Here is a 20,287-nt window from a genome sequence, read left to right on the forward strand (position 1 = left end):
TCATAACAACAAAATCAGCTGTATCACTTTGTTTTTGCGACTGACCAAGCCTGGATAAATTCAATATGGGTTTTCTTCTTAATCTGCTCTGCTAATGACTGCATAGTCGCTCCGGTGGTCATAACATCATCTACCAATGCAACGTGCACTAACCCAGAAAATTTATTGGCATCTACACTAAAAGCGTTTTTTAAATTTTGCCTACGTTGCTTAGCATTGAGATGGGTTTGAGTTGGCGTATTTTTCACTCTAAATACGGCTTGATTGATAACCGGAATATGCAATATTTTAGCTAAGCTTTCTGCAATTAATTGAGCTTGATTAAACCCTCTATCGCGAAACCTTTTTGCATAAAGTGGCACTGCAATAATCGCCTCAATGCCATTTGCATCAACACGTTCAGCTAATAGTTCGGCCAAAATTCTTGCATAGGCAGGTTTATTGCCATATTTGAGTCCATGCAGTAAATCCACCAACTCTTTATCAAAATAAAATCCTATTTGAGTGCGGCTAAATGCAGGGGGATGTGTTAAACAAGCTCCACAGATTTTGCTGTCTTTACTGGGCTCACAACATTGCGGACAAACCTCGGTGGGTATTGGCCATTCAGCAACCAATTTAGCGTCAATATCTCGGTCTTGACTGGGTTGATGAGTCAACACACATTCAGGAGGTAGCAACCAACTTTCTAGCCAATGCATGAACACTCCTTTTTTCAACAAAGTTATACGATATAATAACTCAATTAAAAATTTATTCACAAAACGCCCGCCTCTTTGGCATTTTGTTAGAACAATATTGGAATAGAGCTATGACTATGCAAAACCTTGGACAAATCCGTCACGATTGGACCTTAGAAGAAATTAGAGCGATTATGGATCAGCCTTTTAATGACTTAATGTTCCAAGCTCAGACAGTTCATCGTCAGCACTTTAACCCTAATGAGGTACAAACCAGCACCTTAGTTAATATCAAATCTGGTGGTTGTGCCGAAGATTGCTCTTATTGCTCACAAAGTGCTCGCAACTATACCGATATTGAAAAAGAACAGATGATGGAAGTGCAAGAAGTCATCGAACAAGCTTTAGTTGCCAAAGAGCGTGGTGCGACCCGACTATGTATGGGAGCCGCATGGCGTAACCCAAATAAAAAAGATTTTCCTCGTGTTTTAGAGATGGTTCGTGTTGTTAAAGACTTGGGTCTAGAAACCTGTTTAACATTGGGCATGCTTAATGATGACCAAGTCGCTCAGCTGAAAGAAGCTGGACTAGATTATTACAACCACAACCTAGACACTTCAGAAGCCTTTTACCCACAAGTTATTACGACTCGTAGTTACCAAGACCGCTTAGATACGATTGATAAAGTGCAGCAAGCCGGTATTAATGTGTGCTCTGGTGGCATTATTGGTATGGGCGAACAACACAAAGACCGTGCAGAGCTATTAAAAACCTTTGGTAATATGCGTGTGCACCCAAACTCAGTACCTATCAATTTATTGGTGGCGATTGAAGGTACACCTTTAGCACATATGAAGGACAAAACCGATTCATTTGAATTCATTCGAGTGATTGCCGCAGCACGCATTATTATGCCGCAAACTTACGTGCGTTTATCAGCCGGGCGTATGAGCTTAACGGATGAAGCCCAGGCCTTATGTTTCTTTGCTGGAGCCAACTCAATCTTTTACGGTGATAAATTACTCACCACTGAAAACCCTGAATCTGATCATGACATTATGCTATTCAAAAAACTGGGTATTCAAATGCAACAAAACGTTAAAGCCGAAGCCCATGCCAAAAAAATGGCTGAGCAAATCACTGAATTAACGGCTTAAAGAAACTAAACGGTTCAATTTACAGATTGAACCGTATTACCTTAATGACCATTCCAATGTCTATCAAACAGCGCTTCGCTCCCCTTTTGCAACAACGCGAATCAGAACATCTGTATCGCCGTCGTCCGTTGGTGTTTTCGCCACAACAACCTGTTATGCAAATTAATGGCATTGAATGCATTAACTTCTCATCTAATGACTATTTAGGTTTGGCTAATAGCCCGCAAATTAAAACCGCCCTACTAAATGAGTTAAAAAATAGCGAAAGCAGTTATGGTTCTGGGGCGGCACATTTAGTTACAGGCCATCATATACATCATCATTTGCTAGAGGATGAATTAGCCGATTGGCTTGGTGTTGAGCGTACCTTGTTATTCTCAACGGGTTATATGGCTAACCTCGCAGTGCAACAAGCTTTAATGCAAGCTGGCGACACCATTCTGGCTGACAAACTCAATCATGCCTCTTTGATTGATGGTGCCAAGCTTTCTGAGGCTGACTTTAAACGCTATCCGCATTTAGATATGCATGCATTAGAGCGCCGTTTGCAGCAAACTCAAGCCAATAATAGCCAAGCAATGATTGTCACAGATGGCGTATTCAGTATGGATGGTGATATAGCACCATTAGACACTTTGCAAAAACTGGCTCAAAAATACCAGGCCTGGTTATTTGTAGATGACGCTCACGGGATTGGTACTTTAGGTGAAGAGGGTAAAGGTTGTTTTGAATATTTTGGTTTACAGCCAGATGAAAATACAATCATTGTAGGTACTTTAGGCAAAGCCTTTGGTACATCAGGTGCATTTGTTGCGGGCAGCCAGACCCTTATAGAAGCACTGATTCAATTTGCCCGCCCTTATATATACACCACCGCAATGCCACAACTCAATGCCTTAGCAATTCGTGAAGCCTTAAAGCTGGTGAAAGATGCCAAAGCTTCACGTGAAACCTTACAAAAAAATATCCAATATTTTAGAGCGGGAGCCCAAAAAATTGGCCTAGAACTTTGGCAAAGTGACACTCCAATTCAACCGATTATGCTCGGTAAAAGTGAAACAGCTATGGCCTGGAGCGATGCCTTAAAACAAGCTGGTTTTTGGGTAAGTGCGATTAGACCGCCTACTGTGCCCAAAAATCAAGCACGTTTAAGGCTTACTTTGTCTGCAAACCATACCATTGAACAAATTGATCAATTGCTAACAGCGCTCGCAAAAATTCAAGCGACTCACACGCCATAAAGCACATTATATAAAACGATAATAAATCGACTAAGCACGCTCTAATCAAAATTAATGTGCGTTAATTTTGTGCATGACCTCCATAAAAAACGACTATAAAAATATCAGTATAGTCATCATACAAAGTGGGTTTTTCAACGCTTAAAACTGCGTTATACTGAATAAAATCCAATATAAAAACAGCCTAAGTGAGAACCAAAATGCTGACTGTATTCAAACAACACAAATGGAAAAGTTCAATTATTTTGTCTGTCATTGTTCTGTTTCTTTGTTTGCCTTATATTTTACAGTTTGCCGCCAAAAGCATAATTTTGGACTACACCAAACCCTACGGTATTCAACAAGTGACGATTGCTGATTTAAAGCTCAACCTTTTTACTGGCAAGATTAAACTTAATCAGCTTAATCTTTATAAAACAGCCAAAAACAGCACAAAAAGTAAAAACAAAAATGAACAAAGCGTTATTCACATTGGCGAATTTGGCCTTAATTTTGGCTGGTTAGGTCTATTTGAAAAACGCATATCAATCCAATCTCTCTCATTTAAAGATGCTAAGTTACCTTTTCGTTTAGATAATCAAAACCGTCTATTTTTAGCAAATATCCCACTATTTTCTGAATCTAAAACCAACGACAAAACAAAAGATCAAACAAACACCAGCTTATTACCAGGCCTGGATAAAATTGATTTACACAATATTCAACTTTCACTCGAACATGAATCAAAAACCACGACTTTTACCATTAATGACCTAAGACTTAATCACCTATTTGCTTGGTCTAACAATTATGGCCGTTTGCAGCTAAGTGCTTTAGTCAATGAAAGTCCCGTACATGCTAATCTGCAACTTCATCTGTTTTCTGAGCAACCTAAAGTGGTGGGAACATTTAAAGCCAATAAACTTGACCTCGGTAAATTTGCTCAATTCAATGAAAATAATGCACTCAGCTTAAAAGGTTTACTGACTACAGACATAACTTTTACCCTTAGCAAAACCGAGCAAGGACCAATACTATTTGAGCAAGGCCTCATTTCACTAAATGACTTTACCTTTGTTCAAAAACAAATCGACACTCAAGAAGCAACAACACTCGCAATTCAATCCCTAAATTGGAATGGGGACGTTCAATATAAAGGAACCAGTGAACAAGACATCACCCTAGACGGAACCTTAGGCTTACAACAGCTACAAGCTCAAAAAGGCCAACAGAAAATAGATATTAAAAAAACCGCTTTAGCGGGCAAAACCCAAGTGACACTCGACAAAACAATCTCTATAAATACCAATCAAAAACTGAATTTAACCGCCTTAAAACTGCAAGATTTAGCAACAAAACAAGCCTTATCGAGTGATATTTTAGCCACGCTAAATAGCCAAATCAGCATTGATGGTGATAAATTCACCCTAAATCATAATGGTGATTTAACCGTTAAAAATCTCAGTGCATCACAACAAAACTTACTCGCTAAGCTACAACAACTAAACTGGCAAGGTAATCTCAATGTAAGCACAGATAAAGAGCTTGAGATTGATTCAAAGGGTAATCTCAACCTCAATCAGTTTGCATTAACCAATAACAAGGTAAACACCGTTATTGCCCAAAGTAAAAAAGCTCAAATCAAACAAATCAACATTAAAAACTTAAACGACATCTCACTGAGCGATATTCGTTTTACAGAGCTAAAAATTGGTCAAAAAAACAAAATACCAGGCCTGGTAAATTTACAAAACATCTCGCTGAATCATGCCGACTATAATAAGCAAGGTAACAACCAATCCGTTAATCTAGGAAAAATCACCATCAATGGTAGCCAAACTCATATTAGTGTTGATAAAGAAGGCAGTATTGCAGAGCTACAAACGTTATTAGCAGCGTTGCCGGGCGATAAAACTCCGCCTCAACCAAAACTAAATTCAAAAACTGACGCAACTCAAACGGATAAAAGCCCTAAAAAGGTTAATAAAAACACTCAAAAATCTGCTTTTAATTACCAGCTTGCAGGCTTAAAAATCAAAGGCAATAACCCTGTTTATATTACAGATAATCAGCTTAAACCAGCCTTAAAACAAACCTTGCAACTTAAAAGCTTCACCCTTGATAAAATCGCCAGTGATGCACCACAAAAAATCACCAACTTTAGTGTTAATGTGGCTTTTGATGAATTTAGTCATTTAGTCAGTAAAGGCACGTTCACCCCTCTTAAGCCAACTCATGAATTGCAAGCCCAAACCTCTATAGACAGTTTGTCTTTAGTGCCGTTTTCAGGTTTATCTGAAAACAAAATTGGCTATCAAATCACTAGCGGTCAACTCTCTGCGGATTTAAAAACCACAATTAAAGACAATAAAATTGACGCCATAAACAAACTAGATTTAAACAAATTTGAACTGCAAACAGCCGATACCAATAAAAGCTCGAAATTTGAGAAAGGCTTCCCTGTTCCGCTTAAAACGGGGTTAGCGATGTTACAAGATAAGAACGATAACATTAAACTGTCACTTCCTATCAAAGGGGATTTAAACAACCCTGATTTTAATATTAATGACATTATTTCAACGGCTTTGGGCGGAGCTTTAGCAGGTGCAACTCGTACCTATTTGTTATTGGCGTTACAACCATTTGGGGCGATTGCTCTAGCAGGTGAGTATGCTTTAGATAAAGCCTCAGCGATTACACTTCAACCAGTCAATTTTGATAATGGCTCCAATGCGTTAAGTACAGAGATGCAAAGTTATTTAGGCAAAATTAAAACTCTGCTTAATGAGCGTAAAGCTATTCAAATCAAACTTTGTGGCGGTGTTACCGAGGCAGATCGCCAAGCACTTAAACAAATAGCACTTAAAGCGGCTATCGAAGAACAAGCAAAACAGAATAAAACGGACAAAAATCAAGACAAGAAACTCACCATACCCGATATCAAAATCAGCGATACCGAGCTGTTAAACCTAGCCCGTAAACGCCAAAAAGCGATTAAACGCTATCTGTTAAAAATTGGAACCGCCAGTAAACAAGTACTCATTTGTAAACCTGAAATAGTCAAAAATAGTGGTTCTGGTTCAGCAAAAAGCAAAGCAAATGGTCAAGTTAAATTAACCATTTAACCAATTGCATTTCTGCAATCAGTTTACTCAAACAGGTTTTACCAGGCCTGGTAAAATCGCAAAACATTCAATATTAAGAATTATAGTTAAGTAAGGTAAATACCTTCATATTACCCTCATAATGTATTGCACAGGCCTGGTTAAAAAACGCTAAAATACCCGCATGAAACTAAACACCATTATCATTCCATCATTTAATGCTAACCAAAAGCCAAATCCAAACCTCACGCTGATACATGGATGGGGTGCAGACAGCTGCACCTGGGAACAATGGGCCACAGAAACATTGGCTTCTAACTACACGGTAACCCTAATTGATCTACCTGGCTTTGGTGAGAGCCCTATACTGCCAAACAGCAGCACCATTGAAGACGATTGGATTAATGCCATAATTGATGTCTTACCAGAAAAAACCCATCTGCTCGGCTGGTCTCTTGGTGGTTTGCTTGCCCAGCAAATTGCATTGCGTTGCCCTGATAGAATTCAAAGCTTAATCTGTTTAGCGTCTACCCCTCGTTTTACCCAAAATGATGGCTGGCAACGTTCTGTTAGCCCAAAAATCATTGGTGATTTTATTCAAGCAATTGGTATTGAAGTTTCTGCGGTATTAAAAAAGTTTTGGCGTTTACAGCTACAAGGCTCAGACAATGGTCGTGCCTTAATGAAGGGGCTGGTTCAGCACATGTCTAGCCGCAAGATGCCAACAATTAAACCGCTTAATCAAGGGTTGATTTTGCTAAAAGATATGGACAACCGTAAACAATTAAAAGATCTAAAAATGCCTACCTTGTGGCTTTTGGGTGAACGTGATCCGTTAATTCCGCAAGAGATCCGTTTAAACCTGCTAGAGTTACAGCCCAGTGCTCAAGTTGTAGTGATTCCTGGTGGTAGTCATATTCCGTTTTATTCACAAGCAGAAGAAACGGCACAATACATCAAGACTTTCTTAAGCTCAAATAGCTCATCAACCCACCCTTAGCAATAGCCATTTCAATTTAAAAAGCCCAATAACTATGCAAAACTTTAGCCGCCAACATATCCAAAAGCACTTTAATCATGCCGCCCCCAGCTATGATGATGCCGCTATTTTGCAAAAAACGGTTGCCGATCGAATTGACGAACGTTTAGAACTCACGACCATTGAGCCAAAAACCATTTTAGACTTAGGGGCTGGAACAGGCTTACTCACAGAAAAAGTCATTAAACGTTATCCTAATGCACAAATCTTTGCGGTCGATTTATCCGCCAATATGTTAGATATAGCCGCACCAAGATTACAAGCTCCACGCTGGCCAAATTTACCTAACAAACTTAATCAGTTTTTACAGGCCTGTAAAATCACAAAAAAGATAGCCACTCGTAAAGCCGCTAAACCAGTAAATGCCGATGTTTATCAACTGCCTTTTGCTGATGGCAGTGTTGACCTAATTGTCAGTAATTTAATGCTGCAATGGTGCGATGATTTAGACACGGTTTTTACCGAGTTTAGACGTGTGTTACGCAAAGAAGGGTTAATTATGTTCACCACCTTTGGCCCTGATACCTTAAAAGAACTTAAGCAAGCGTGGCAAGTTGCAGATTACGATTACGAACACGTCAATAATTTTATTGATATGCACGATATTGGCGATGCTTTAATTCGTTCTGGCTTTGGGCAACCTGTTATGGATATGGAAATCTTTACCTTAACTTATGACAAACCCATTGGTGTGTTAAAAGATTTAAAAGCCATTGGTGCAACCAATGCCAATAAACAACGTAATACAGGCTTAATGGGTAAACAGCGTTTTGCTCAAATGTTAAACGCCTACGATGAATTAAGAAACCCAAAAGATAATAAAGTGCCTGCTACCTATGAGGTGGTGCACGGCCACGCCTGGGCAGCACAAGAAATTATTAAAGGCCCAAATCGTGATAAATCTGGCCATATCGAAATCTCATTAGACGAGTTTTCTAAACAGCTTAAAAAATAATACTGTAAAAATTCTAACGGCAACGACTTCTAGCTCGTTGTCCTCTATTTACTTAAGACAACCCTTGTCGCGTTCAACTTTACCAGGCCTGGTAAATAGTAAATAAAAAGTTTAAAGCACAGTCGTCATCTTCCGGCTTGACCCGGGAATCTAAATCATAACCCTCACCGCAACTGAATCGGCATTTGCTCTAGTAAGCTTTGATTTTCTGATGTACCATTCATACGTAACATTAGCTATTAACAAAAGATTCATGCTGAAAATAACGAAAAATCTGATGTAAATATAAATTAAAAAAATTGGCATTTAATGCCTGGTTTTACTCCTAATACGGAATAACCTGTCAAAAGTGCCTATTAATAATAGTTAGACCTTAGAAGAAAGTGATATGCCAGCAGGAGACAATGAAAGATTATTCCGTAAGTTCATGGAAGAGAAGTTCGGTGCTGAATGTCTGAGGGGCAAGCAACGATATACCCTCCTACTGGCCGGGTTTCCAGAGGCAAGCATTTCAGTTGATGATTCAATTATTTTGAATGATAGGCGTGTATTAATAGAAGTTGATTCTGGAAACATGGCCAAGCTATTGGCAGGCCAATACGCCTTGCTTAATGGCATGTATGACGGAGATAAGAACAGTTCTTTGTTCTTGGTGGTTCACTACTACCGTGACCCAAAGTCTAGAGCTCTATATAGCCGTGATAGAACATTGAAAAACCTTAATGCAATACAGCATTTCAATGCTGGCGCAGACTGGATGCCTTTCAATGCATTTAACATTGAAGAATTTGAAGAACTTGCAAGAGAGACAGATTCTTTAGAAGAGCTTGTTGATAGTGTATGGCCTAACAATGCAAATTAATTCGGACCGCAAATTCCGCTACGCTTCATTTTCGCCTGGTTATTTGCGGTGTTAGCTGAACAGAGATCGGAAACAGCACTATATGAAAATACGATTAGAAACAAAGGACGATTACGCCCAAGTTGAAGAGCTTGCAAGAGAAGCCTTTTGGAATTTATATTTTCCAGGGTGTGATGAACACTATTTATGCCACATACTACGGGAACATAAAGATTTTATCAGTGAGCTTGATTATGTAGTAGAACTTGATGGAAAAATAGTTGCCTCCATTATGTACACACACTCGTATTTAATCAGTGACGATGAAAAAATCCCTACTGTATCTTTTGGACCTTTATGTGTTCATCCTGATTATCAAAGAAAAGGTATTGGCACTGCATTAATCGAAAAGACAAAAGCATTAGTATTAAAGAAGGGAGTGCCATCAATTATTATTTACGGAGATCCAAACAATTATTGTAAACATGGCTTTAAGAATGGCCTTGATTATCAAGTAAGTAATATGGATGGTGAATATCCATTAGGGTTACTTGTTCTTGAGCTTCAGCCAGGATTCTTTGGAAAGAAAAAATGGAAAATCAAGCAATCTGATGCCTTTAATTTAGATCAGAACAAGGTAGAGGAATTTGATAAAAAATTTCCAGAAAAAGAAAAGAAATATCAATATAGCCAAGAACTTTTTAATATGATCGTAAGAGCTTACTTAAAGGAAAACAACTAACAAGTCTCTCAACCTGACCACGTGAACGGAGTCGTTGACCGCGAGGACTGTTGGTGCGGCAGGTTAGTTCAACGTTAAGCTTCAAGACGGGAGGAGAGTATGAGATTCAAGGGGGTTCATCATATTGAGTTTTCAGTGCTCGAATACGATGAGTCAATCAAGTTTTTCGATAAAATGTTTGGATGGCTAGGCTATAAGAGCTTTTGGACACTCGATATTGAGTATCGTTCAACATATTACATGGCAAGATTTCCTTTCTTTCATAGCTATATTGGTATCCAGCCAGCAAAGACGGGTGAAAAGTTAAAATCATCTGAACATCAAACGGGCATACATCATATTGCTCTTTGGGCCAAAAGCAGAAAAGAAGTGGATTTGTTTTATCAGGAGTTTTTGATAAAGAATAATGTCGAAGTAACAGACACTCCCTCAGAGTACCCAATATATACTCCAGGATACTATGCGGTATTCTTCAATGATCCGATAACGGGAATACACTTTGAGTTGGCTTATACACCTATGATTCCTTCATTTCGTTCTTATTTTAGATGGCTAAAAATATTGAAAGGCATATGGAAAAAACATCCTGATTGGGAAAAACCTCCTTGGAAAGAAGCCATGCGTAAACTGCCTTCAAAAAATGAACAAACCTAATTATCGCGTTGACTCGGACTGGCAATTACGCTGCACTGCATTGTCGATGAGCTTGGTTGTTAGTTAGAATCAAACCTTAAAAAGGCCTGTACAACCAAAAAAGGTTAATTCTATGTTTTTACTTTTTTCTCACACGATGTAAGACTTTTAAATCCACATTTCTATCTCTTTAGATCAAAAGTATATTCATTGTTATTAATACTTTTTTAGCCAATTAGGCGTAAAATAAATTTATTAATTCAAATTCAATCAAGTTTTAAAAAGAGGTTGAGAATACGCTAATGAAATCGAATCAAACCTTTACCCATATAAAAAAACTGCTGTTTATTGCTGTCATTACTAGTCTGTTAACGGCTTGTAGTGGTATACCTGTTACTCAAGATTATACCGACCGCAGTGCTTTAACCAATTATCAAACCTATCAATGGTTACCTGCCAGCATGCAAATCGCTGGCAATGCACAACAACTAAAATCTAAAGAACCCTTTATTGCCCAGCGAATCGAAAAAGCGATTATTAATAACCTCCATAAACGCGGTGCTCTAATTGATCGCGACCAACCTCAAGCGTATATTAGCTATAACTATTCGGTCAGCAAGACTCAAGTTGTAACCCCCTCTTCTAGCGTTGGTTTTGGTTGGTATGGTCGCAATATTGGTCTAGGTACACGCGTACCGCTTGGCTACGATACAGACACTTATTACGATGTAAAATGGGAAGTGGGTATTTACAACACTCATGGCCAATTAATATGGCGTGGTGAAACAGTTCGACCACAAGAAAATTTTGATAACCCAGAACAAGCACAAGCTTATACACAAGAAGTGATTGATGCGATTATGAATCAATATCCACCAAGTAAGTAGAACTTAGCTTTCATTTTAGAGAGATGAAATTTAGAAGAGAGTTGAAGTTTAAGAGATAAAAAAACCAATTTACCAGGCCTGGCATGCCCTGTGGCCATATAGGATGTGTGAGCACAGGGTAAATTGGTTTGTTTGATTATTGATTTAACGTTACTTGCTTTGATTATCCGTTAATACATCAGCCTTTAGGAATGCGATTAACGCTTCTTTATCTGCAAATGATTGGCTAGAAACCACTTCTAAGTTATTCAGCTTTAAGACTAAAACTTGTTCTTTATTTACATCACCTAACTGCAACTCTTTTAATTGAGCTTCATCACGAATCAACCCAATTTGAAAAGCGTAATCTTTCATTTTAGGAATTGCAATCATGCTAGTAATAAAGCCTGGCATACCTGAAACATCTGCAATATAAAGCAATTTATATTGGCTTAAATCACTTAATTTGAGTTCAGAAAAAGCTTCTTTAACATTAGAACCTGCATCCTTAGTTTGCGTTAATACTAACCAGTGGGTATCTGCATTTAATACCGCAGGTTTTTCCCACTGATCTTCAAACTGCTGTGCCTTTAACGTTTGGGCTTGTGCCACAAACGCCAAGGACATCAACATAACTGCTAATAAGGCCTTCATATTAATTTACTGCTTTAGAAAAGCTAAATGCACCACGGATATCGCCTTTCTTATAACCCATCGCTTTATCGTCTGGGTAAAATTTAGCAATCGCTTGTTTTACTGGTTCAGAAACATTAGTACCATGACATTTTAAGCACACTTCACCTGTTGGTAACGGCTTCATATAACGGAATGTCGTTTTATCGCCATCATGCACAACTTCTGAAAATTCCATTTTTTTAACTGGTTCGCCGTCTTTTTTAAGCGTTTCAAATTTTTCTAGAATCGTTGTTTCCCAAGCGTCTGGCTTAGCCATTGCACCACGAGGTTTTAAGCTGACACGAGTTACCGTCCAACCAGATTTTTTAGCTAAATCCATTGCTATCTTAGGAGCAGCTGAATGACAGAAACCAACTGCGTGTACTGGACCACCTGTTTTCATGGCTTTTTGTAGTTCTGGTTTAAGCTCGCCGCCAAATGCTTTTACTAGAGTGCGTGCTTCTTTTAAATCTGCAGTAGTATCTTCTGCAGCAAAAGCTACTGAAGAAATAGATGCGCTCAATAAAGCTGCTGTAATAAGTTTGAAGTTCATGATATTAGCCCTTAATTTTATAAAATAAATTACCGATACAAGATGATAGGTTTCTCTAATCAAATCTATTTTATGGAAAAGGATTAATAAATCAATAATTTTATAACCACATAAGTTTTATTGATATAAGGAATAATATAACTAGATTTTGTAAAAATCAGGTAAGAACAGATTAAATTCAAAAGCTTTATTCGTTTATTTTTTTAATTATGGCTACATTGTTATGTAGCTTTTCAACCATAACCTCTTCGCCAGCAGATACCGTTGCTTGATCTTGTGTCTTAAAAGCCCAAGTCGTGCCTTTGTACATCAATCTAAGTTCACCACCATGACTTACAATTTCACCAAGCTCTCCAACCTGCATAGTTTCTAAAGGAAGGTCTTCTTTTTGCAAACCTTTTACCATAAGTGGCCTTAGTAAAAAAACCAGTAAACCACTTAATAACATTGCCACTAAAATTTGTAGCTCTCCAGATGGCCACGCCAAAAAGAAGCCTACAAAACCAATCACAACAAATGCAATACCAAAAAATAGAACGACAAATGTACCAATGAGTAGTTCAATCCCTAAAAGAACTATCCCGATAGCCAACATAATCCAGACGGGTATAACTTCTATAATATTTTCCATAACTTATGTTCTCTAACTTATGTTCTCTATCTTATGTGCTACAACTTCTAAGCTGTAACCCAGAAACTTTGTTAATAAAATCTCATCAAGGCTAATTTATTTAGAGGCTGAAGAATTTTGATTTAATAAACTGGTTAAAGCGGCTAATGAACCAACCATTTCTGCTGTTTCAACTGGCACGATCACTTTATTTGCCGAATCACTTCCCGCCAATTGAGAAAACGCGGCGATTCTATCTTTTGCCAATAAAAAATCTGCCGCACTACCATTGGTTGCCATTGCTTGGTTAATGACTTCCATGGCGCGTTGTTCACCTAAAGCAAGTTGCTCTTTTTCATATTTCTGGGCATCTGCCATACGCTCAACGGCTTCAGCCTGTTTAAAGGCTTGTTGACGCTCACCTTCGGCTTGCATAATCAAGGCATTTTTATCCCCTTCGGCCTCGGTTTCCGTGGCACGGCGACGACGCTCTGCTTCCATCTGTAATTCCATGGCACGTTGCACGGCTTCTGGTACAGAGATATCAGCAACTTCGACACGGGTTACCTTTGCTCCCCAGGTTGAACTCGCCAAGTCAAGTGCTGTTAATAGAGCAGCATTTAGATCGGCGCGAGAGCTTAAGGTTTCATCTAATTCCATTCGTCCAATTTCTGCACGTAAGGTGGTTTGGGCTAACTGGCTAATCGCTGACTTTAAATCTTGAATTTCGTAGGTGGCTTGCTTGGCATCATTGATACGAATAAACACCACAGCATCAATTTGAATCGCAACGTTATCTTTGGTAATAACGGCTTGGCGTGGCACATCAATAATCTGTTCTTGGGTTGAATAGTGAGAGCGTCTTTGATCAATAAAAGGCACAATAAAATTAATCCCAGCATCTAAGGTTTTATGATATTTACCTAATCGTTCAATCACCCATTTTTCTGCTTGGGGAACAATTTTAATAGCCAAAATAAAATAGATAACTATCACGACTGATAAGGTCCCAACAAAGCTCAAAAATTCCATAACCACTCTCCTTAAAAAAGATTTTTGTAAAAATGATTTATGAATCTTAACTTATTATTTAGCATTTATGCTTACAAATTTTGGGACTAAGTCATAAATTGCTTAATACATCTCTTGCGGGTCAACATCAATGCTCCATCGCACTTTACGGGTTAACGGGCTGTTGTAAATATGCGGATGCATTTCTGCCAATAATTTATGTAGGTCAGTTCGATTTGAGGATTGCAACATCAATTGATAACGGTATCGCCCTTGTCTGCGTAACATGGGGGCGGAGACAGGCCCCCAAAAATCAATTTGCCCATTTACCATCTTAGTAGCCAACCATTGTTGCCAATAGTTCTCTAACCCTGATTTAAGCGAATGTAAAAACGCCATACCATCATTAGGATTGGTTGCTTCAGCACGAATTAATATTTGATACTTATAGGGTGGTAACTTGGCTTTTTGGCGTTCTTCTAACGCTTTATTTGCAAATGCAGTATAGCCATTCTTTACTAATGTGGTGAGTAATGGGTGGTCTGGATGATGCGTTTGAATTAACACTTCACCAGGCTTTTCTGCACGACCTGCTCGTCCAGAAACCTGTAAAACTAACTGAGCCATACGTTCTGATGCACGGTAGTCTGCACTAAATAAGCCTTGGTCAATATCCAATAAACCCACCAACGTTACATTAGGAAAATCATGCCCTTTTGCAAGCATTTGCGTGCCAATTAAAATATCAGCCTCACCTCGCTGTGCTTTACCTGTAAGTTCAGCCATAGAGCCTTTTAAACGAGTCGTATCTCTATCTACTCGCAATATACGTTTATCAGGAAACCATTCTTGGATAGTCTCTTCTACGCGTTCCGTACCTTGGCCGACCTTAACAAAATCTTCACTTTGACAACTTGGACAACAAGTGGGCTTAGCCAACTGTTCATCACAATGATGGCATTGCAAATAACCTAAATCGGCATCCGGTTGTTTGGGGTCGTTTATGCGGTGAAATGTCATATTAGCATCACAACTTGGGCAGGTAGCTTGCCAACCGCAATCATGACACATTAAAACAGGGGCAAAACCACGGCGATTTAAAAACAGCAATACCTGACCTTGTTTTTCCAAATGTTTAGTCATAGCGGTTTTTAAAGGACGAGAGACACCTTCTTGAACTTTTTCACCACGAATATCTAACAATTTCAGCGATGGCAACTTTGCCACCCCCGCTCGCTGTTTTAAATGTAGGTGTTGGTAACGGCCTGATTTGGCGTTATATAAAGTTTCTAAACTTGGAGTAGCCGAGCCTAATACCACCGGCACTTTTTCACGATACGCCCGTTGCACAATCATATCTCTGGCTGAATACCTAAAACCTTCTTGCTGTTTATAGGAAAGATCATGCTCCTCATCAATAATGCACAGCCCCAAATTTTTAAACGGGGTAAAAATAGCAGAGCGAGTACCTAACAAAACATTAATTTGACCAGTGCGAATTAAGTGCCAAGCACAATGGCGTTCAGAATCATTTAAGCCTGAGTGCAAAGCGGCTACACGCGTTTGTAAAAAGGCTTCAAAACGTTGCACCATTTGTGGAGTAAGGCCTATCTCTGGTACTAAAACCAGTACTTGTTTGCCTTGTTCAAGCATGGCTTGAATCATTCCCAAATAGACTTCCGTTTTACCGCTACCCGTTATTCCTTCTAATAAATAGGCTTTAAATTCTGAGGTATTAATCGCTTTACCCGTCACCGCATCGACTGCGGCTTGTTGAGCATCATTTAAAGTGTGATTAGGTGCGGCGGGATAAGCAGTCTCCCTTAAACAGGGACCATAGGTCGATTGTAGCCAGCCATTTTCTGTAAACTTCTTCACCGTGCTACGCCAGTTATCTAGTTCGGCATTTAAATCCGATTCTGACTTAAGCTGCTTGTCTAAAAACACACTAAATACCGCACGCTGACGCAAGGCACGTTTAGAAATATCGTCTAGGGTTTTGCTTTGACCTTCAGTCGATAACTGCCAATATTGCATACCATTGATTTGAGCATCTTCACCCGCTCGCAAACGTTTAGGCAAGGCGGCCATCACGACTTCACCAATCGGCTCATGATAATAGTGACTTGCCCAATTAAGTAAATCGAGCTGGGATTTTTGAAGAATTGGCGTGCTATCAATCACACTGCTAATTGATTTGATTTTACTCATTTCATAATCCGCAGAATCGCTCAATGCCATCACCAAACCCAGTACTTTTTTATTTCTAAATGGCACCCAAACCCGGCCACCAACCACGGCTTGCGATTGTTGATCTGAAAGCAGGTCGGCTTGCAACAAGTAATCTAATGGAAATAAAAATGGGCCTGGTACGGCAACCTTGGCAATTTGCGGCGTAGACAAATGAACTCTCTATTTTTAGTATTTTGGTGATGATGAATAATGCAACTATTCTACCGTTAATGCAGATTAATTGGGTAAACAATCCGGTTACACGATCTCATGAAACAAGTGTTTTCATAAACTTTCACATTTCTTGCATTTTGTTGTTTTAGACTAGAAACTAAGTAAGAAAAATTGAAACAACTAGGAGAAATCAACATGTTAAAAAAATCAATTGTTGTTTTATTAAGTAGCTCTGTTTTATTGGCTTCTGGCTGTGTCACATCACAGTCGGTGAGGGTGAGTAGCCACCAACAAGTCTCACCAAACACCCATGTAAGCTTGTACTTTAGCAGTAATGACCGTGCCAGAATCAAAGGCTACTACCTTTATAACTACAGAGATATGTACCGCAAACCTGGACATAGACCTCGTCATGTTCGTAGCTTCAAACATCATCACGCCTTGCCTAGAAACGTTCACTACACAAGATTGCCTTACGAATTAGAAAGACGTTTAAGTCCATTGCCACGTGACTATATCCGTATTCGAATTGGTGATGATATTGCCATTATGAACGTTCGTACACGGATTATTTATGATTCTGTATGGTTCTTAGAATGATGTGCAAAAACCTCAACAAACAGATTTAAAAATTTACCAGGCCTGGTCAAAGTCATCGAACAGGCTTGTTATCTCTTAAACAACTAACCGCAGTTGCAAGCAGCCAAAGCCTTGTGCAGTAAATAAATATTGGCAAGGTGAGTAGCAAGGAGTCGTCATGAAAACATTAACGTTTTTTAAAGTTGGATTTATCGGGTTAAGTATCGCTTTAGTGGGCGGTTTATCTGGTTGTGTTCAACAAACCGTTGTAAAGTCTCATCACAGTGCTTACCCATATAATGATCGCCTATTGATTAGTTCTAACATTGCTTACTACGAAAGATATGGTTATCCAGCGGGATATGTTAGACCTTACTCTAACTCTTATTACCAACCAAAAACGGTGGTCGTTCATAAAGTTAAGCCGAAAGTAGCTCATGTTAGGCCGACCATCCGCTCACCGTATAATGCATATCATAAAGACGGTAGAGATAATAAAATGTACCACAAACCCGTCTATTCGAGAGTACCAGGCCTAGAAAAAAGATCGCATGATAATCGTTATGATAATAGGCGTGTTCATAATAGCTATAATGATAAACGTTCTAAACAGCCATACCAAAGCAATCGAAACAGGCAAGATAATCCTTACAACAAAATGCCTGTTAAACGTTATGAAAAGCCTCGTCCCGTGATGAATAAAAAACCGCAACCCAGCTCACATTCACAACCTAATCGCGGGTTAGTTGCTACTGCGCAACAGGCAAAAAGAAATCACCAAATTGCTGATAATAGAAGTAAACCATCTTCTCGATTACTAAATGAACGTGGTGACCGTTCAAAACATACTAAAAAAGAACGGTAAGCTTTAACGCGTTTCAAGGCAATGCCATTGCAGTATGTCTTAAATATATCAACTCCATTTAGCCTATACACTTTATCAACTCTACTTAATTTAAAGTGCATAGGCTAAATTCAACAACCACTTTAATTTTAATAGCTCTGCAGCCCTCCTCTCTACGGCTAAAACCCACCATAAAACCCTATTAGATTTTTACACCTCTAACGAGTTAAAACATTAGCTCCCGTTAAATAAGCAAAAACGGTAGAATACTTAGAGCCCTTAGCCCTCTTACTAAGGTTTCTTAACATTATTTTCTAATTTTTAGACGTTTATCATTATGTTGTTATCTGAAAAACTTACGTATTTAGTTATTAAGCAAAACCAGTTTCAAAAAGGCTTTGGGCAAATAGTCGCCTGGGGAACCTTATCACTAGTATTAATTTCTGCTTTGGTGGTGGTGCTTCGCTACGGTTTTAATAGCGGTTCAATTGCCATGCAAGAAAGCATTATGTACAACCACGCCATTTTGTTTATGTTGGGAATTGCGTACACTTACGAGCAAGATAAACATGTAAGGGTGGATGTGTTTTATAGCTTATTTGATGAACGAAAAAAAGCCTGGGTAAATTTTTTAGGCACGCTTTTATTAGCTTTGCCTGTTATGTCATTTATTATTTGGTCTGGATGGGACTACGTTTTAACCAGTTGGCAGATCCATGAAGGCTCAGGTGAAGCTGGCGGCTTAGCGTATCTATACATGCTAAAAACCTTAATTATTATTATGGCAGGCCTGGTAATCTTACAAAGCCTATCTATTTTGATTCAATCGGCAATCACCTTATTTGCAGGTGATGCAACGCACCCCGCTCCAACAATCCCGTCTGATTCAGATCATAATCCAGAAACGGAGGGCAAACTATAATGGAATGGTTAGCTCTCGTTTTATTTGCGTTGGTCTTTATTGCTTTATTGGTAGGTTTCCCTGTGGCCTTTACGCTTGCAGGCGTATCTCTTATGTTCGCTTTGGTTGCCAATCTATTTGGTGTATTTGATATGTCTTTTTTACAGAGTATTCCTAACCGAATCTTTGGCATTATGAACAACGCCAACCTTATTGCCGTGCCGCTGTTTGTCTTTATGGGCATTATGTTAGAGCAATCTAAAATTGCCGAATCGCTACTCCAAACTATGGAAGAAGTTATGCGAGGCATTAAAGGAGGCTTAGGCATTGCCGTAATTATTGTAGGTGCGTTACTTGCCGCCAGTACCGGGATTGTTGGAGCAACTGTGGTGACCATGGGATTACTCGCTCTCCCCACCATGTTGAAACAAGGTTACTGCCCTAAAATTGCAAGCGGTACTATTTGTGCATCGGGAACTTTAGGACAAATCATCCCTCCATCAATCGTACTGATTTTACTGGGTGATGTTTTATCCTCGTCTTACCAACAAGCACAGCTAAACCAAGGGATTTTTTCGCCTGAAACCTTATCGGTAGGTGATTTATTTGTAGGTGCTTTACTACCTGGTTTACTGTTGGTTGTTGCCTATATGGGCTTTATTTTATTTAAAGCCATTAAAAACCCAGAACTAATACCCAGCCACGCTGGCGAACCCGTTGCACCAGGCCTGGTAAAACGTGTTATTCAAAGTTTATTGCCGCCATTAATCTTAATTTTATTAGTATTAGGTTCAATATTAGGTGGGTTTGCCACCCCAACTGAAGCCGCTTCACTAGGTGCTTTAGGTGCATTAATTCTGGCTTTTTTAAACCAAAAACTCAAACTCAGTACCTTAAAAATTGTTATGCAAAATACGTTACAAGTCACTAGCATGATATTTTTAATTTTTATTGGGGCGGCTTTTTTCTCGCTAGTTTTCCGAGGTCTTGGTGGTGACGACCTGATTACCAATCTACTCACCGATTTACCTGGCGGAGTTTTTACTGCCATGTTGATTGTTATGATCCTAATGTTTATTCTAGGGTTCTTTTTAGACTTTATTGAAATTACCTATGTGGTAGTGCCGGTTGTTGCCCCTATTTTATTAATGATGGGTGTTGATCCAATTTGGTTAGGTATTATGATTGCTATAAATTTACAAACTGCTTTTTTAACACCTCCATTTGGTTTTGCTCTATTTTATTTACGTGGCGTTGCTCCGCCTGAATTGAAAACCACGGATATTTATAAAGGCACAATTCCATTTATTCTCATACAGTTGAGTATGCTGGTTGTGCTTGCCATTTGGCCTGAAATTGTCACTTGGCTTCCAAAATTGGTATATACCGCATAAAATCTAAGTGTATAAAAAGCTCCTATACGCACTATTGGGGCTTTTAAGCCACTTCTACATAAGCTAGAATCAACCAC

Annotated in this window: 19 protein-coding genes; 13 read left to right on the forward strand and 6 right to left on the reverse strand. The window is 39.0% G+C overall.

Annotation, left to right across the window (positions count from 1 at the left end; all coding sequences use genetic code 11):
• Positions 1-23 precede the first annotated feature (23 nt).
• Complete coding sequence (locus ACORJQ_RS00780) at positions 24-701, reverse strand: ComF family protein (RefSeq protein ID WP_321325127.1); 678 nt, start codon at positions 699-701, stop codon at positions 24-26.
• A 116-nt stretch (positions 702-817) separates the two neighbouring features.
• Between ACORJQ_RS00780 and bioB the strand changes: the two genes are divergently transcribed.
• From bioB to ACORJQ_RS00825, 9 genes are all read left to right on the forward strand, one after another.
• Complete coding sequence (bioB, locus tag ACORJQ_RS00785; protein WP_321326899.1) at positions 818-1,837, forward strand: biotin synthase BioB; 1,020 nt, start codon at positions 818-820, stop codon at positions 1,835-1,837.
• A 56-nt stretch (positions 1,838-1,893) separates the two neighbouring features.
• Positions 1,894-3,078 (forward strand): 8-amino-7-oxononanoate synthase, encoded by a 1,185-nt coding sequence (bioF, locus tag ACORJQ_RS00790; protein ID WP_321325129.1) that lies wholly within the window; start codon positions 1,894-1,896, stop codon positions 3,076-3,078.
• 200 nt (positions 3,079-3,278) lie between these two features.
• Positions 3,279-6,182 carry a DUF748 domain-containing protein gene (locus tag ACORJQ_RS00795; protein WP_321325131.1) on the forward strand — a complete coding sequence of 968 codons (2,904 nt, stop codon included), beginning with the start codon at positions 3,279-3,281 and terminating at the stop codon, positions 6,180-6,182.
• A gap of 163 nt (positions 6,183-6,345) precedes the next feature.
• Positions 6,346-7,161 (forward strand): pimeloyl-ACP methyl ester esterase BioH, encoded by an 816-nt coding sequence (bioH, locus tag ACORJQ_RS00800; RefSeq protein ID WP_321325134.1) that lies wholly within the window; start codon positions 6,346-6,348, stop codon positions 7,159-7,161.
• 34 nt (positions 7,162-7,195) lie between these two features.
• The gene (gene bioC, locus ACORJQ_RS00805) at positions 7,196-8,155 is read left to right on the forward strand and encodes a malonyl-ACP O-methyltransferase BioC (RefSeq protein WP_321325136.1); all 960 of its coding nucleotides are present in this window, start codon (positions 7,196-7,198) and stop codon (positions 8,153-8,155) included.
• Positions 8,156-8,543: 388 nt separating this feature from the next.
• The gene (locus tag ACORJQ_RS00810) at positions 8,544-9,017 is read left to right on the forward strand and encodes a hypothetical protein (RefSeq protein ID WP_321325137.1); all 474 of its coding nucleotides are present in this window, start codon (positions 8,544-8,546) and stop codon (positions 9,015-9,017) included.
• Positions 9,018-9,099: 82 nt separating this feature from the next.
• On the forward strand, positions 9,100-9,738 hold the full coding sequence (locus tag ACORJQ_RS00815; RefSeq protein ID WP_321325138.1) for a GNAT family N-acetyltransferase: 639 nt from the start codon (positions 9,100-9,102) through the stop codon (positions 9,736-9,738).
• Between the two features lie 99 nt (positions 9,739-9,837).
• Complete coding sequence (locus ACORJQ_RS00820) at positions 9,838-10,392, forward strand: VOC family protein (RefSeq protein ID WP_321325139.1); 555 nt, start codon at positions 9,838-9,840, stop codon at positions 10,390-10,392.
• Positions 10,393-10,673: 281 nt separating this feature from the next.
• The gene (locus tag ACORJQ_RS00825; protein WP_321325141.1) at positions 10,674-11,258 is read left to right on the forward strand and encodes a DUF4136 domain-containing protein; all 585 of its coding nucleotides are present in this window, start codon (positions 10,674-10,676) and stop codon (positions 11,256-11,258) included.
• Positions 11,259-11,408: 150 nt separating this feature from the next.
• Here the strand turns inward: ACORJQ_RS00825 and ACORJQ_RS00830 are convergent, their stop codons facing one another.
• The 5 genes from ACORJQ_RS00830 to ACORJQ_RS00850 all read right to left on the reverse strand — a co-directional run bounded on the left by ACORJQ_RS00830 (position 11,409) and on the right by ACORJQ_RS00850 (position 16,489).
• Positions 11,409-11,891: a hypothetical protein gene (locus ACORJQ_RS00830; RefSeq protein ID WP_321325142.1), complete on the reverse strand. Its 483-nt coding sequence runs from the start codon at positions 11,889-11,891 to the stop codon at positions 11,409-11,411.
• Between the two features lies 1 nt (position 11,892).
• The gene (locus ACORJQ_RS00835; RefSeq protein ID WP_321325144.1) at positions 11,893-12,465 is read right to left on the reverse strand and encodes a Tll0287-like domain-containing protein; all 573 of its coding nucleotides are present in this window, start codon (positions 12,463-12,465) and stop codon (positions 11,893-11,895) included.
• Positions 12,466-12,652: 187 nt separating this feature from the next.
• A complete protein-coding gene (locus ACORJQ_RS00840; RefSeq protein WP_321325146.1) occupies positions 12,653-13,096 on the reverse strand; it encodes an NfeD family protein in 444 nt (147 codons plus the stop codon).
• 96 nt (positions 13,097-13,192) lie between these two features.
• Complete coding sequence (locus ACORJQ_RS00845) at positions 13,193-14,107, reverse strand: SPFH domain-containing protein (protein ID WP_321325148.1); 915 nt, start codon at positions 14,105-14,107, stop codon at positions 13,193-13,195.
• A 102-nt stretch (positions 14,108-14,209) separates the two neighbouring features.
• Entirely contained in the window at positions 14,210-16,489 is a 2,280-nt protein-coding gene (locus ACORJQ_RS00850; RefSeq protein ID WP_321325149.1) for a primosomal protein N', read from the reverse strand.
• A gap of 198 nt (positions 16,490-16,687) precedes the next feature.
• Here ACORJQ_RS00850 and ACORJQ_RS00855 point away from each other — a divergent pair, with 198 nt between their 5' ends.
• From ACORJQ_RS00855 to ACORJQ_RS00870, 4 genes are all read left to right on the forward strand, one after another.
• On the forward strand, positions 16,688-17,092 hold the full coding sequence (locus ACORJQ_RS00855) for a hypothetical protein (protein ID WP_321325151.1): 405 nt from the start codon (positions 16,688-16,690) through the stop codon (positions 17,090-17,092).
• A 157-nt stretch (positions 17,093-17,249) separates the two neighbouring features.
• Positions 17,250-17,936 carry a hypothetical protein gene (locus ACORJQ_RS00860; protein ID WP_321325152.1) on the forward strand — a complete coding sequence of 229 codons (687 nt, stop codon included), beginning with the start codon at positions 17,250-17,252 and terminating at the stop codon, positions 17,934-17,936.
• A 316-nt stretch (positions 17,937-18,252) separates the two neighbouring features.
• Positions 18,253-18,837 (forward strand): TRAP transporter small permease subunit, encoded by a 585-nt coding sequence (locus ACORJQ_RS00865; protein WP_321325154.1) that lies wholly within the window; start codon positions 18,253-18,255, stop codon positions 18,835-18,837.
• Complete coding sequence (locus tag ACORJQ_RS00870; protein WP_321325156.1) at positions 18,837-20,210, forward strand: TRAP transporter large permease; 1,374 nt, start codon at positions 18,837-18,839, stop codon at positions 20,208-20,210. Before ACORJQ_RS00865 ends, ACORJQ_RS00870 begins: the two co-directional genes overlap by 1 nt.
• Positions 20,211-20,287: the final 77 nt, after the last annotated feature.

The sequence above is a fragment of the Thiomicrorhabdus sp. genome (assembly GCF_963662555.1).
Taxonomy (GTDB): domain Bacteria; phylum Pseudomonadota; class Gammaproteobacteria; order Thiomicrospirales; family Thiomicrospiraceae; genus Thiomicrorhabdus.

Excerpts from the sequence above, each read along its gene's own strand:
- ACORJQ_RS00780 (WP_321325127.1), bottom strand. The coding sequence starts at position 701 with ATGCATTGGCTAGAAAGTTGGTTGCTACCTCCTGAATGTGTGTTGACT.
- bioB (WP_321326899.1), top strand. The coding sequence starts at position 818 with ATGCAAAACCTTGGACAAATCCGTCACGATTGGACCTTAGAAGAAATT.
- bioF (WP_321325129.1), top strand. The coding sequence starts at position 1,894 with ATGTCTATCAAACAGCGCTTCGCTCCCCTTTTGCAACAACGCGAATCA.
- ACORJQ_RS00795 (WP_321325131.1), top strand. The coding sequence starts at position 3,279 with ATGCTGACTGTATTCAAACAACACAAATGGAAAAGTTCAATTATTTTG.
- bioH (WP_321325134.1), top strand. The coding sequence starts at position 6,346 with ATGAAACTAAACACCATTATCATTCCATCATTTAATGCTAACCAAAAG.
- bioC (WP_321325136.1), top strand. The coding sequence starts at position 7,196 with ATGCAAAACTTTAGCCGCCAACATATCCAAAAGCACTTTAATCATGCC.
- ACORJQ_RS00810 (WP_321325137.1), top strand. The coding sequence starts at position 8,544 with ATGCCAGCAGGAGACAATGAAAGATTATTCCGTAAGTTCATGGAAGAG.
- ACORJQ_RS00815 (WP_321325138.1), top strand. The coding sequence starts at position 9,100 with ATGAAAATACGATTAGAAACAAAGGACGATTACGCCCAAGTTGAAGAG.
- ACORJQ_RS00820 (WP_321325139.1), top strand. The coding sequence starts at position 9,838 with ATGAGATTCAAGGGGGTTCATCATATTGAGTTTTCAGTGCTCGAATAC.
- ACORJQ_RS00825 (WP_321325141.1), top strand. The coding sequence starts at position 10,674 with ATGAAATCGAATCAAACCTTTACCCATATAAAAAAACTGCTGTTTATT.
- ACORJQ_RS00830 (WP_321325142.1), bottom strand. The coding sequence starts at position 11,891 with ATGAAGGCCTTATTAGCAGTTATGTTGATGTCCTTGGCGTTTGTGGCA.
- ACORJQ_RS00835 (WP_321325144.1), bottom strand. The coding sequence starts at position 12,465 with ATGAACTTCAAACTTATTACAGCAGCTTTATTGAGCGCATCTATTTCT.
- ACORJQ_RS00840 (WP_321325146.1), bottom strand. The coding sequence starts at position 13,096 with ATGGAAAATATTATAGAAGTTATACCCGTCTGGATTATGTTGGCTATC.
- ACORJQ_RS00845 (WP_321325148.1), bottom strand. The coding sequence starts at position 14,107 with ATGGAATTTTTGAGCTTTGTTGGGACCTTATCAGTCGTGATAGTTATC.
- ACORJQ_RS00855 (WP_321325151.1), top strand. The coding sequence starts at position 16,688 with ATGTTAAAAAAATCAATTGTTGTTTTATTAAGTAGCTCTGTTTTATTG.
- ACORJQ_RS00860 (WP_321325152.1), top strand. The coding sequence starts at position 17,250 with ATGAAAACATTAACGTTTTTTAAAGTTGGATTTATCGGGTTAAGTATC.
- ACORJQ_RS00865 (WP_321325154.1), top strand. The coding sequence starts at position 18,253 with ATGTTGTTATCTGAAAAACTTACGTATTTAGTTATTAAGCAAAACCAG.
- ACORJQ_RS00870 (WP_321325156.1), top strand. The coding sequence starts at position 18,837 with ATGGAATGGTTAGCTCTCGTTTTATTTGCGTTGGTCTTTATTGCTTTA.